General features: G+C 41.7%; 15 protein-coding genes and 1 other annotated feature. All 15 genes read right to left on the bottom strand.

Annotated elements, in window-relative coordinates:
* Positions 1-64 precede the first annotated feature (64 nt).
* Positions 65-520 (bottom strand): ACT domain-containing protein, encoded by a 456-nt coding sequence (locus N1I86_RS13115; protein WP_040341819.1) that lies wholly within the window; start codon positions 518-520, stop codon positions 65-67.
* Positions 521-624: 104 nt separating this feature from the next.
* Positions 625-1,914, bottom strand: a complete 1,290-nt coding sequence (gene obgE / locus N1I86_RS13110; protein ID WP_341096659.1) for a GTPase ObgE — start codon at positions 1,912-1,914, stop codon at positions 625-627.
* Between the two features lie 314 nt (positions 1,915-2,228).
* Positions 2,229-2,780 carry a Spo0B C-terminal domain-containing protein gene (locus N1I86_RS13105; protein WP_270583097.1) on the bottom strand — a complete coding sequence of 184 codons (552 nt, stop codon included), beginning with the start codon at positions 2,778-2,780 and terminating at the stop codon, positions 2,229-2,231.
* A gap of 238 nt (positions 2,781-3,018) precedes the next feature.
* Positions 3,019-3,309, bottom strand: coding sequence for a 50S ribosomal protein L27 (gene rpmA, locus N1I86_RS13100; protein WP_003355517.1), 291 nt, complete (start codon positions 3,307-3,309; stop codon positions 3,019-3,021).
* Positions 3,302-3,658, bottom strand: coding sequence for a ribosomal-processing cysteine protease Prp (locus N1I86_RS13095; RefSeq protein WP_341096657.1), 357 nt, complete (start codon positions 3,656-3,658; stop codon positions 3,302-3,304). The genes rpmA and N1I86_RS13095 overlap by 8 nt, the downstream gene beginning before the upstream one ends.
* Before the next feature lie 11 nt (positions 3,659-3,669).
* Positions 3,670-3,978 carry a 50S ribosomal protein L21 gene (gene rplU, locus N1I86_RS13090; protein WP_341096655.1) on the bottom strand — a complete coding sequence of 103 codons (309 nt, stop codon included), beginning with the start codon at positions 3,976-3,978 and terminating at the stop codon, positions 3,670-3,672.
* A gap of 13 nt (positions 3,979-3,991) precedes the next feature.
* Positions 3,992-4,070 (bottom strand) — a sequence feature (ribosomal protein L21 leader region).
* A gap of 47 nt (positions 4,071-4,117) precedes the next feature.
* On the bottom strand, positions 4,118-5,581 hold the full coding sequence (locus N1I86_RS13085) for an Rne/Rng family ribonuclease (protein ID WP_048623765.1): 1,464 nt from the start codon (positions 5,579-5,581) through the stop codon (positions 4,118-4,120).
* Positions 5,582-5,837: 256 nt separating this feature from the next.
* Positions 5,838-6,704: a M50 family metallopeptidase gene (locus N1I86_RS13080; RefSeq protein WP_341096653.1), complete on the bottom strand. Its 867-nt coding sequence runs from the start codon at positions 6,702-6,704 to the stop codon at positions 5,838-5,840.
* Positions 6,697-7,467 carry a M23 family metallopeptidase gene (locus N1I86_RS13075; RefSeq protein WP_003355522.1) on the bottom strand — a complete coding sequence of 257 codons (771 nt, stop codon included), beginning with the start codon at positions 7,465-7,467 and terminating at the stop codon, positions 6,697-6,699. Before N1I86_RS13075 ends, N1I86_RS13080 begins: the two co-directional genes overlap by 8 nt.
* 171 nt (positions 7,468-7,638) lie before the next feature.
* Positions 7,639-8,448 (bottom strand): septum site-determining protein MinD, encoded by an 810-nt coding sequence (gene minD / locus N1I86_RS13070; RefSeq protein WP_003355523.1) that lies wholly within the window; start codon positions 8,446-8,448, stop codon positions 7,639-7,641.
* Position 8,449: 1 nt separating this feature from the next.
* Positions 8,450-9,127, bottom strand: coding sequence for a septum site-determining protein MinC (minC, locus tag N1I86_RS13065; RefSeq protein ID WP_003355524.1), 678 nt, complete (start codon positions 9,125-9,127; stop codon positions 8,450-8,452).
* Positions 9,128-9,325: 198 nt separating this feature from the next.
* The gene (gene mreD, locus N1I86_RS13060) at positions 9,326-9,844 is read right to left on the bottom strand and encodes a rod shape-determining protein MreD (RefSeq protein WP_003355526.1); all 519 of its coding nucleotides are present in this window, start codon (positions 9,842-9,844) and stop codon (positions 9,326-9,328) included.
* Positions 9,841-10,743 (bottom strand): rod shape-determining protein MreC, encoded by a 903-nt coding sequence (mreC, locus tag N1I86_RS13055; RefSeq protein ID WP_341096651.1) that lies wholly within the window; start codon positions 10,741-10,743, stop codon positions 9,841-9,843. Before mreC ends, mreD begins: the two co-directional genes overlap by 4 nt.
* Positions 10,744-10,952: 209 nt before the next feature.
* On the bottom strand, positions 10,953-11,966 hold the full coding sequence (locus N1I86_RS13050; protein WP_003355528.1) for a rod shape-determining protein: 1,014 nt from the start codon (positions 11,964-11,966) through the stop codon (positions 10,953-10,955).
* A gap of 380 nt (positions 11,967-12,346) precedes the next feature.
* Positions 12,347-13,036 (bottom strand): RadC family protein, encoded by a 690-nt coding sequence (radC, locus tag N1I86_RS13045; RefSeq protein ID WP_341096648.1) that lies wholly within the window; start codon positions 13,034-13,036, stop codon positions 12,347-12,349.
* Positions 13,037-13,397: the final 361 nt, after the last annotated feature.

The raw sequence follows: 13,397 nt of genomic DNA, 5'->3' as shown, positions 1-13,397 counted from the left end.
TTCTCCTGCACATCTCCTAAAAAGGGCTTACTGTCCCTTAATGTGGGAAAAATATACCTAATTTTTATGCACCCGAACCTAGCACTTCCACTTTTTCGACAAATTCCAGTTTTTTTAGCTTGGTAAGCAAGTCATCCAAGTCCGTTGACATATTGGTCACGTCAAGCGAAAGAGTGACATTCGCCCGGCCTTGAATGGGAATCGTCTGGTGGATGGTCAGCACATTGCAATGGAAACGAGCCGCTACCTCGAGCAATTGTGACAGCGTCCCTGAACGATCCTCCAAATAAAAAAACAACGTAATGATCTTCTCTTTTACAACCGTATGGAAAGGGAATACGGTATCCCTGTATTTATAAAAGGCGCTCCGGCTTAAATCAACTTTGTTTACAGCATCTTGGACCGAATCGGCTTTTCCGCGTTCCAAAAGTTCTTTCACTTCCAACGTTTTTTTCATGGCTTCCGGCAGGACATCCTCACGAACTAAGTAAAATTTTTGATTCAGATCCTTTTTTCGCAATGCATTTTCCCCCAATTGCGATAAAATAAAACTTTTGGCAGTGCTAGTGGAAAAGAATCTTCGGCCGAACATAGCTTAACGAATAGTCCGGCCCGACTCCATCATTATTCGATAAATTCAAATTCGTAATCCAATAAACGGACAGTATCCCCGTCTTTCGCTCCTTTTGCTCTGAGAGCCTCATCGACTCCGAGGCTTCTCATTTGTCTAGCAAAGCGTCGGATGGATTCATCACGGGTAAAGTCTGTCATTTTAAACAGCTTTTCAATTTTTGCCCCACTCAGAACAAAGGCGCCATCAGGATCTCTTGTAATGGTAAACTCCTCTTCAGGCCGTTCGTATTTATACACGACTCGGTGAACGCCTTGTTTTTCTTCGGCATCATGAAGAGGAAATTCAGGTGTTTCTTCCAGCTTATCCGCAATCGCAAACAATAGCTCCCGTATTCCTTCTCTCGTTGCAGCTGAAATAGGAAAAACAGGATAGTCTTCTTGAAGTTTTTCTTTAAACCGTTTTAAATTTTCATGTGCTTCTGGAATATCCATTTTATTAGCCACAATAATTTGTGGTCTTTCAGTTAACCGTAAGTTATATTCTTTTAGCTCATTGTTGATCGTTACATAATCCTCATATGGATCTCGACCTTCTGACGCCGACATATCGATCACATGGACAATCACACGCGTTCGCTCAATATGACGCAAAAATTGGTGTCCTAATCCGACCCCTTGATGGGCGCCTTCAATCAGCCCGGGCAAGTCAGCCATCACAAAACTGCGGCCGTCTTCTGTTTCTACCACGCCAAGGTTAGGAACGATCGTCGTAAAGTGGTAGTCGGCAATTTTAGGCCTTGCGCGTGACACTACAGATAGCAGCGTAGATTTTCCTACACTTGGAAAACCGACAAGACCAACATCGGCAAGGAGCTTTAATTCAAGAACGACATATCGTTCTTCTCCCGGTTCGCCTTTCTCGCAAATTTCCGGAGCCGGATTTGCGGGAGTGGCAAAACGGGTATTTCCTCTTCCTCCTCTTCCTCCTTTAGCTACCACTACACGCTGGCCGTGTTCCGTTAAATCGGCAATGACTTCTTTTGTATCATCATCGATCACAACCGTTCCCGGCGGTACTTTGACCACCATATCCTCCGCATTTTTTCCATGCTGATTTTTACTCATTCCGTTTTCTCCGCGCGGTGCTTTAAAATGGCGCTGATAGCGGAAATCCATCAACGTTCTCAGTCCTTCGTCGACTTCCAACACAACATCGGCTCCTTTGCCGCCGTCTCCCCCGGCAGGGCCGCCTTTAGGCACATATTTTTCACGTCGGAACGCTACCATGCCATTTCCGCCGTCTCCGCCTTTAACATAGATTTTGACTTGATCGACAAACATAGAAAACCTCCATTTACTTCCAATAAAGTCTATTGAAGATCGTTTTATCCTAAATGGTACCATACAAGTTTTTTATCTTATACGAGTGTAAAGATCGCTTATCAAAAAAACGAAGAATAGATGGTCTTCTTTGACAAAGTTTATCTTTATTAAAAGGTTGCCGCTCTTTTTTTGAAGAGCGCTGCAAATTTTTTTAACACGAGGAGAGCTGGGGACTGCTCACCTAAGCATCCAGAATCCATTTATTTCTTCATCATCATTGGACTTCTTTCAAAAACAGAATAGTCATGTCCTGTGCCAGCCACACTTGATGATTATCTTTCCATAGGGGAAAAACAAACTTGAAATTGCAAGTTCTCATCTGTTGATTCGATGAATTCCACCTCTGTTTCGAAAAGCGATTTGACGGATTGTTCAATCCATCTTTCCAGTTCATGGCTGTCTTTTATTATCCCACTTAAGTCAAAAAAGAAACAATGCGCCTTACCTCTTTCTTGAATAGAAAGAAATAAATGATTCTCTCCTCTAGGATCCACCCTCTTTTCGATTTCTTGGCACAAAGAGCACATCCATTTTGTTATGAGCTGATCGTTTAACGAAACGTTGCGATAATCATCCAAAATCTCGTATTCTAGCGTCAGTTGTCGAGACCGCCAATTGTAAGTCATGATCCATTCAGCCAAACATGGCAAATTTAAATTGGTCAGCCTTGTTTCCTGACGGCTATTTAAAATAATTTCGTCAATGACACGTTTTGCATTTTCTGTATGTCCTAAATCAAGATTGCCCTTGATTAACTGGATGCGATTCATCCAATCATGCCGCACGTATTTTAAAACTTCCAGCAGCGTCCAGTCATTATTCATTCTTTTACTCCTATTTTGTCATATAGTAACCATCCCACACTCAATGGTTTTCCCATTCTTCTTCATTATGAAGTATAACAGAAAAGATTGAAATGAGATACAGAGGATTGCTTATTAAAAAGCAGCTGCATGCAACCAATGAGCGACCAAACGCTTTTTACCGCTTCCGATGTTCCTTAAAACAAAAAAAGAGGGCGCCCAAAAGTTTCCCTTTGGGCACCCCTAACAAGAAAAAGGATTATGCTTCTTTCGCAACAGGATAAACGCTAACTTTCTTTTTGTCACGACCGAATCGTTCAAAACGAACAACGCCGTCAATTTTAGCATATAGCGTGTCGTCTCCGCCACGGCCAACATTTTCGCCAGGATAGACTTTCGTACCGCGTTGGCGATAAAGAATAGAACCGCCTGTTACAAATTGTCCATCCGCACGTTTAGCGCCCAAGCGTTTTGCGATAGAGTCGCGGCCGTTTTTAGTAGACCCAACCCCTTTTTTCGATGCAAAAAACTGAAGATCTAATTTAAGCATTCTTTCCACCTCCTACAGTTTTAAATACGATCTTGATAAAATCTCCGTACTGCTGTTCAATCGTTTGCAAGGACACCACCATGGCTTCCAAAAGAAGCTGAACTTTTTCCAATTCTTTTCCCGTCGCCGTTTCAGGGATAACGCAACGGAGGAAACCTCCGCCGCCTTTTTGTTCAATCTCCGGTTCCACATTTGTCAACACCATGATGGAATTAATGGACCCGAATGACACAGCTGATGCCCCAGCGCAAACGATATCTTGGCCATATTCAGCAAAATCGGCGTGTCCGTCCATTGTAAATGAACGAATTTTGCCGGAACGATCTTTTTCGATCACGACATTTATCATCTTATATCGCCTTACACGTTGATTTTTTCAATCACGACTTTTGTGTAAGGTTGACGATGACCTTGTTTGCGGCGATAATTTTTCTTTGGTTTATATTTAAAAACAACGATTTTTTTGCCGCGGCCATGTTTTTCCACTTTGCCAGTGACCGTTGCACCTTCTACAAGTGGAGTACCTACTTTTACATCTTCGCCGCCTACGAATAAAACTTTGTCAAAAGTCACAGTTTCTCCTTCAGCAGCATCCACTTTTTCGATATAAACAGTTTGACCTTCTTCCACTTTCAACTGTTTTCCGCCAGTTTCAATAATAGCGTACATTTACTGCACCTCCTTAATAACTAAGACTCGCCAATGGCAGGTGTTTCGCAAAGCGAAAACTTAAAACCTGTTATGAGCGGTTGTAGCACGGGTGCTACAATAATAACATTGAGATTTTACCATCTTTTATAAAAGAGTGTCAACCTTTTTTCGGTCTTTCTCCTAGCAATTTCATTTCTTCCTCTGTTCCCAGTCGGCTGATTTCTCCAAAAGGATGTGGCCGATTGACAATCCTATAGAATATTTTTTTCTTTAGAAGATTCTCTAAATGAAAATGATCGCCATTTTGTTCGCCGGCAAATGCTTTTTTGACATCCTCCGTTACATCAAGCAAAACAGCTTCTTGATCCTGTCTCGCATATTCGAAAAGAGCTCTCTCCATTTGAAAAGCAGTCGTTGCTGCGCTTAAAACTCTTCCTTTCCCCATACAAACAGGGCAAGGCTCCGTCAACGTTTCCAGCAGGGAGTTTTTCGTTTTCTTTCTTGTCAGCTGGAGTAATCCGAGAGAAGTAAATTCGTACACGTTCACGCTTTTCGGATCCTTTGCTGTTTCTTCCTCCAGCACTGCCCGGATTTGTTCTCTATCTTTGTCCGAGTCCATATTAATAAAATCGATTAAAATGATGCCGCTTATATCACGCAATCGAATCTGCCTTGGAATTTCCCTTGCTGCTTCGATATTTGAGAGAAAAGCAGTATGACGAAAATCGCTTTTCCCCGTATATTTCCCCGAATTTACATCAATAACTGTCATCGCTTCCGTTTTTTCAATAATGACATATCCGCCGCTTGGAAGCCAGACAATTTGTTTTAATGCCTTTTGTATCTCCGCATCAAGGTCAAAAGTGGAAAAAAGATCTTGCGGATGATGATGAAGCTCACAACGCCAATGTTGACTGGAGAAACGGGCATCGCTAGTAATCAACTTTTGAAAAGCAGGATCGTCCACAATCAGCGACCCGCTCTTTAATCTGATCATTTGAGCGATCGCTTCTTCCTTAAACGGATCTCTTTGAAATAATAAAGAAGGGGCTTTTTTATTCGGTATTTGGGACAATACCTTTCTATGCATTTCCCGCAACGCCACCCATTCCTTTTCAATTTCTGTTTTTTCACCAGCGGCAACAGAAGTTCTTAAAATGACGCCTTCCTGCTCTTTTTTCATTTGTTGTGCCCATTGTTTCCAGTTTTCTCGTTCTTCTTGACCCATTTTTCTTGAAACGGCGATATGATTTCCTGCCGGTATATAGACTAAATACATCCCGGGCCATTCTATGAGGGCCGTCAACTCAGGACCTTTATGATCAGTGGCGTCTTTTTTTACTTGAACCGCTATCTTTTCCCCTTCGAACACTAATTGTGAAATCGGCAATTGGCGGGAATCAGGAATTTGATCTTTAGGCAAATAACCGTTTTTTCCGATTCCGATATCGACAAAACAAGCGTTCATGCCCGGCTCAATTTTTTGGATAACCCCATAATAAATATTTCCGACAATGGATTGATGCGAAGGCTGAAAAATATGAAATTGATCCGCTTTTCCGTCGCGGAGAACTGCCATGCGCTTTTCCCGGCCTTTTGCACTTACGATAATTTGATTCATCATTCCACCCTTTTCAACATATCCACATTAAAACAAAAAAACTTTTTGTCGCTGGAAGATAAAAAAATAGGTGCAAATGTCTCAAATCTATCTGTAAGAAACATTCCACCTTCCTTGATATCTCAGCAAAAATCTGAACATAACCGATTGGTCACATCCATATTCGATCCATGTACGTCTGTCAAAAAAAGATTTATCATGTAAATGGAAAAACAGCACCTCGTCCACTATACTTTACTCATTTCGTCAGCACCCGTCAATAATAATAAAGAAGGTCGCCAATTTTCACCGTTGTTTGTTTTTCAGAAAAATAGGCGTGTAACACTTCATTTTCATCTAATTTTCCTTTTTCTTCTCCATTTTCCATCACAATGATCGGATGTTTGACTCCCCGTTGAAACTGCATTAATACAGTCGATAAAGCCGTATCGCTCGATACAGTGATCGGTTTAAGCTGATGTATCCCCCTTCGATTTCCGTAATAACGTTCAAGCAAAAAGCGCATCATCACATAATGACGTTGTTTCCATTCTTGCCAAAGCGAAACATATAAGAATGAGAGAACAATCCAAAGATGGAGTTGAAACGGAGCCCATATCAAAACCATTGCATGCAGGCAAACGAGCAAAAAAAAGGAACCAACGACTGTCCACTGCATAGCGCTCAAAAAAGTTTTGACTCTTGACAGTATGAGCAAGATTAATTTTCCGCCATCCAGCGGCCAAATCGGCAATAAATTAAAACAAAGAATCATCCAATTGTACATAAGAAAATCATCATAAAATACTTTCGGAACTATATGAAAAGAATACAACAGTGCGGCTAATCCCATCATCCATACATGTTGAATCGGACCAGCGATGACGACCAGCAATTCTTCATGCAAAGGTCGATTTCCGTGTTCATCCATTTCCGCCACTCCGCCGAACGGGAGCAACGATACTTTTCTGATTCTCCACGAAAAAAACAGGGCTGTGAAAAGGTGCCCCATTTCATGGATGGCAATAATACATAACACCATGATTAAATCGAAAAAGTATCCAGTGGCAACGCTAATTCCGATCACCAGCCAAAGAAGAGGATGAATATGAATTTTTGAAAAAAAAGTGACGGCTTTATTCAAATTTGATCACCTTGTTTGGATCGATGTAATGATCGTCTTGTTTGATTGCAAAATAAAATTCACCAGAAGTTCCGTCTGCCCGGTCTTTCGCCTTTCCGATTGCTTCCCCCGCTTGAACGCGTTGATAGGGCTCCACAGAAATGGATTGCAATTGCCCATACCAAGATTCGGATTGATCAGGATGCTGAATGACTACTGTATTCCCCGTTTCGGCTTCTTTCCCGGCAAAGATGACAAGCCCACCTTTCATCGCATCTACTACTTCCCCTTTTCCTGTCTTCACCATGACTCCTTTTCCATTCGCTTGAAATGTTTCCACCACTTTTCCGGACGCCGGAACGGCCAAATCCTTTTTTGGTTTGTCCACTGTGACTGTTTTTTCTTTCTGCGGCCATATGGCCAAGGGCTTCCCAAACTGTTTTTCATACCAGTTGGCAATGGAGGCAAACTGAATGTCCGTTTCCATTGCTTGGCGTATCCACTTTTGACTGTCGACCATCACAGGTGATTGGCTTTTAAATACAATCGCGGTCCCCAAAACAAGCGCTCCCGAAGCCAATATTTTAAAGAGAAACCATTCCTTTTTCACGAAAGGCCTGTACTCATCATTTGGAGCTTCGTAATCAATGGCTTGGTGATCAAATTCCATTTCTTCTCCAAATGCCATATTGATAGGCTGAAAGGCGCGCTGATTGGCTTGACGTCGTTTTTCCCTGTTTCGTTTCGCAATTCTTTTCTTAATTTCCTTTTTTCGATCCTTCATCTCTCATCCCTCTTTGCTCCGTTTATGTTCCATCTTATGACTTGTCCAGAGAGAGTATGACTATTGCCCATCATTTCAAAGAAAGGAGAGACAAAAAAAAATCGGCCTCTTCTTTGGTCAGAATATCCCAAAGCAAAGCCGAATCGTTTCCTGAAAATGTTCTTTCAAAATTTATTTGCTCCGAATGCCAAAAAACTTTTTAATTCGCGAAAAAACTCCTTCTTTTTCTGTTTCAAGCGGTTGAAGAGGGATGGATTCACCGAGGATTCGCCGGGCAATATTCCGAAAAGCAATAGACGCCCGATTATTCGGATCATGTGCAATCGGTTCCCCTGCATTCGAAGATTTAATCACTTCATCGTCATCTACCACGATTCCGAGCAAATCAATGGACAAATGGGTTGTAATTTCATCGACATCCAACATTTCACCATTTTCCACCATATGGCTGCGAATGCGATTGATCACAAGCTTAGGTGGCTCAATATGACTTTCTTTTTCCAAAAGACCAATGATCCGATCAGCATCCCGTACCGCCGATTTTTCGGGAGTGGTAACCACTATGGCCTTATCCGCTCCTGCCACTGCATTTCGATAGCCTTGCTCAATGCCTGCAGGACAATCGATTAAGATATAATCAAAATCCTGTTTCAATTCTTCAACCAGCTTTTTTATTTGTTCCGGAGAAACAGCCGACTTGTCGCTCGTTTGCGCAGCTGGAAGCAGAAAAAGCAGATCATTAAACCGCTTGTCTTTCACGAGAGCCTGATGAATTTTACAACGCCCTTCTGCAACATCCACCAAATCGTAAATAATTCTATTTTCCAATCCCAATACCACGTCTAAATTTCGTAGTCCAATATCCGTATCTACTAAACATACTTTTTTATCTAATAGAGCAAGAGCTGTCCCTAAATTGGCAGAAGTGGTTGTTTTTCCGACTCCGCCTTTTCCAGATGTTATGACGATCGCCTCACCCACTTTATTGTCCCCCTTTAAATCTCGTAATATTTGGTCTAAGATGTTTTAAAACTTGCAAACGATCGACGACAATTTGGTTGGATTCATTTATGTAGGCACACTCCATTTCATGACTCTCATCTTCGCTATATTCATCAGGAGCTCTATTTAAACAGTTGCTAATCCTTAACTGTGTTGGAACCATTTTTGAAGCGACAATAACCGCTTCATCATTGCCATAGCATCCGGCGTGAGCAATCCCTTTTAAGGATCCCATAATAAAAATATTGCCGCCCGCCATCACCATACCGCCAGGATTGACGTCTCCAACCAACAGCAAATCACCCGGAACTTCGATCACTTGACCTGAACGAACAATGCTGGCGATGGTGATAATTTCGCTTTCTTGTTTCCATCGCATAGCCTCCTCTATTGAGACTACATTCATGGAAACATCTTCTACAATTAAATTCTTTTTTGAACCGATCAACTCTTTAATTTGATTAATTTGTTGGTCTGTCAAATAACGATTGCCTGTTTGGATTTTCACGGAGATAAGCGGTGAATCGTCGTCTTGATGATCCAACAATATTTTTTCCTGCAATTCTTCAAGCAGTTCTTCATAGGAACAACGATCATTTAAATGAAGGGTCAATCCGTCCTTTGTTCCTTTCATCACAACATTTTGGCTTTTCTTCATGGCGCACTATTCACCTCTGTCGTCCAATAATTCGACATCCATTCGGTGTTTTCCTTTTTTATAGTCATGTTCCGATTATGTGAATTCCATATAAAAGAGAACGATTCGTTTCGCATTCTTTGTTGCGTTGGTTCCAACGTGCTTTTTGATACAGGGCTTTACTATATCGTCCATTCCCACTAAAAATGAAACATTGCTTTACGCATCCAAAATCTCTCGCCTCAAACGAGTGAACACATTTTTTAACAGTCCTCCGAATACTAGATAAAAAGCAAGATTCAGAATAAGAGTCGCCCATAGCCGATCAGACAAAAATTGTCCAAATGTAAGATCCGTGCGCTGGATTAATAAATTTAAAGCATAAAGTATGGATTCTAAAACGGAAAGATCGATCACCACAACCAAAGCAACGATCAAAAAATCACTTTGCAAGACCTTCATCAATTTGGATGTAATATAAACAATAAACGGGAAAACAAACATATAGACACCTAACATTTCGGTATAGAACACATCAAATAGCAGACCAAATATAAATCCATATTTTATGGCTGTGGATCGATTGTAAAAAATCGTCATTAAAATAAGAGCCACCGCAAAAAAACGGGGAGCTAATATCCACCTGCCATCCAGCACAGATTCCGGGGTCCAGTTAAAAAACACATTTTCACTCAGGAAACATGCAACCATAATAAGAGGAAGAAGAAACTGTTTCACATTTCCCCCTCCCCATCAACTGTGCTTTGCTGCTGTTGTGAATTATCTGAAGCCATACTCGCGGTTCTCATTTTCCGTTTGACAACCATCACGTGTTCAAGATCATACATATCTGCCGCCGGTTTGATATAAGCTGTTTGCGTCAGACCGAATTGGTCCGGCACCAATTTTTTCACTTTGCCAATTAAAAGCCCTTTCGGGAAAACACCGCCAAGTCCAGAAGTGATGACGCTATCTCCTTTTTTAATTTTCACATTGAACGGGATATCCTTTAACAGCAAATATCCTTTATCTTGATCGTAACCTTCAATGAGGCCGTAAACGTTTTTCTTCGATTGAATCACCGCTGAAATTCTGTTTTTTGGATCTTGCGCACTCAACAATTCAACCGAAGCCGTAAACTTTGCCGCACTTTTTACTTTGCCGATCAATCCATTCGCCGTTTGAACCGCCATACCGGGTTTTACCCCTGCCGCTTTTCCTTTATCGATCGTGACAAGATCAAACCACCGGTCCGGATTACGCGCAATGACCGTTGCTTGTATAACGCTATAATCTGACAGGCTTTCTTGTTTTTTCAAGACTGCCCGCAACTCTTGATTATCTTTTTTCAATCGGTTAACTTCACTTTCAATTTGCCCCAATTGTGCTAAATGGGCTTTTAACTTTTCATTCTCTTGATATGTATTTTTTAAATTCTGAATATCTTCAAAAAAATTCGTTATAGCGCCAGCAGGCTTTGAAACAACGGATTGTCCTAAACCAACAATATCTTTTACAAATTGTTCCGGCCAAGAGATATTTGCTTTATTGCGCAGGGAATATCCGATCAATGCCACGAGAACGATAATGCTGACAAGAAGAACTATAAGACGTTTATTCGAAAAAAACTGTGGCATGAAGTACACCTCTATTTTATCCTTTTTTCATCAACGGATGAAATCAAAAGTCATCAGCAGATAGGCTTCCCAATCGGCAAAAAAACAGGGGCAGCTGGTTTCAAGAATGAGAAAACTTTTTTATTTACTGTGCGCCAGCCGCCTCTTTTGCCGCTTGCCGCCCCATTTTCACGGGCGGAAGGGAATCCTATTTGCGATAAAAATCAATCTTATCTTGCTTTATTTTTGAACATATGAATATGATCGAGCGCTTTACCCGTTCCAACGGCTACACAATCAAGAGGATTTTCGGCAATGATCACAGGCATATTCGTTTCTTGGCTAATCACTTTGTCTAAATTGCGAAGCAGAGCTCCTCCCCCAGTCAATACAATTCCTCTATCCATAATATCAGCAGCCAGTTCCGGAGGAGTCTTTTCCAACGTGCTTTTCACGGTATCCACAATAGCATAGACGGTATCTTTTAAGGCAGTGGCAATTTCCTTCGCGGAAATTTCAATCGTTTTTGGCAATCCTGTTAACAGGTCTCGGCCGCGAATATCCATTTTTTCGACTTCCGCTTCACCATCTGCCGATCCGATTTCCATTTTAACAATTTCCGCTGTTCTATCTCCAATTAATAAATTATACTGCTTACGAATGTACGCAATGATCGCTTCATCCATTTCATCACCTGCCACTCTTAATGACTGGCTCGTCACGATGCCGCCCAAGGAAATAATCGCTACTTCAGTCGTTCCTCCGCCAATATCCACAACCATGCTTCCCGTCGGCTCCCATACCGGCAAATTAGCGCCTATAGCCGCTGCAAACGGTTCTTCAATGGTATAGGCATCCCTTGCACCCGCTTGACGAGTGGCATCGATCACGGCTCTTTCTTCCACTGCCGTAATCCCCGAAGGAACGCATACCATCACATATGGTTTTCGCGTAAAAAAGCCTTTATTCTTAGTTGCTTGAGAAATGTAATACTTCATCATGGTAGCTGTCGTTTCGTAATCCGCGATGACTCCGTCTTTCATCGGACGAGTAGCCACCACATTTCCAGGAGTCCGTCCGATCATATTTTTAGCATCATTTCCCACTGCCACAATTTGTTTTGTATCTGTCTGAATGGCGACCACGGAAGGCTCCCGTACGACAATTCCTTTTCCTTTTGCATAAACAAGTGTATTGGCCGTTCCCAAATCGATTCCTAAGTCTCTTGCTCCAATTCCAAACATTGTTGTATCTCCCTTTCTAACTGATACGAAATAGCAATTGAAAATGTGATCTCTGCAAAAGCCATCCATTAGGTAAGCACGTTTTTTTGCTGCCTAATAGGATTTCCCGCTTTAAAAAAGACTGTTAAAGAAGCGAACCAGTTCGAATGCTTGAATTGCCTTTTTGTGGTTCTCATTCCAACTGATGCCCCTTTAGTGCCACAACTTGATAAACTGTCGTTTCTCCCACAGCGGCAATGTGAGCAGAAAAAACCAAGGCAAGGCTTTCAAAACGCGCCTAACCCTCTAGATTCTGATGGCCCTATTCTCCATTGGAATTCGAAAAAACTTGTAAAAATCATAAATCATATTATAGCGTAACCCCCAGAAAAATCATAGCATTATAAGTAGCCTTTTTCTTTTAAACTAATGTATTTTTGGTCGCCGATAATGAGATGATCGAGAACTTCAATTCCGATGATTTTTCCACACTCAGCTAAACGTTTGGTCACCTCAATATCTTCTCGGCTAGGCGTCGGATCACCGGATGGGTGGTTGTGAAAGCAAATAATGGAGGCAGCGGAGCGGCGAAGCGCTTCTTTAAACACTTCCCTAGGATGAACAATTGAAGCATTCAAACTACCGATAAAAATGGTTTGTTTGTGGAGAACTTGATTTTTGGTGTTAAGGAAGAGGCACACGAAATGTTCTTGTGTTAAAAACCGCATTTCTTGCATGACATAATTTGCACCGTCTTCGGGAGAGCGGATAACATACCGTTTGTCTAATGAAAGACTGTGGATACGTCTGCCCAGTTCCAGCGCCGCCATGATTTGAACAGCTTTCGCCCGACCAATTCCTTTAATAGAGGTAATTTCTTCTAAAGTAGCATCTTTTAACATTCGTAATCCTTCGAACTGATTTAATAGCCGATTTGCCAGCTGCAAGACGGACTCTTCTTTTGTCCCCGACTGAAGAAGAATGGCGATCAATTCATGGTTGGACAAGCTGTGCGCTCCTTTTAATATCAGTCGTTCCCGCGGCCGATCTTCACGTGGAACGTTATGGATCCTAAGCGATTCTTTTGACAAATTTGATCCTCCTTGTATCAATATTGGTTTATCATCTGTTCTCCGCTCACTCATGAAAACGGAGTCAAAAAAGGAATTGTGCTTTGGTTCGCCGGACTTTTCTATTTGTAAAATGAGGAGGAAAGAATAGAACGGTATCGTGATCATTCCCGTTATATCAGAGGTTCTAATAAAGGGATTCCAATACGATGCCTTCATTTCCTTGGTAAAAGATCGGGCAAGCCATGACAAGGAAAATTTCAGGGGTGTCTTTTCTTTTTGGAAGATTCGCATAGAAATAAACTTGCGTGTAATAGCGGTTCCTGACAAGCCAATCCGTTTTTACAACAGCTCCAATGCCACTTTCTTAGATGAAAGGCTC

Origin of the sequence: Bacillus sp. FSL W8-0116, assembly GCF_038003825.1 — a bacterium.
In the GTDB taxonomy this organism is placed as follows: domain Bacteria; phylum Bacillota; class Bacilli; order Bacillales; family DSM-4216; genus Bacillus_O; species Bacillus_O smithii.
This window is presented reverse-complemented; position numbering and strand designations above follow the sequence as displayed.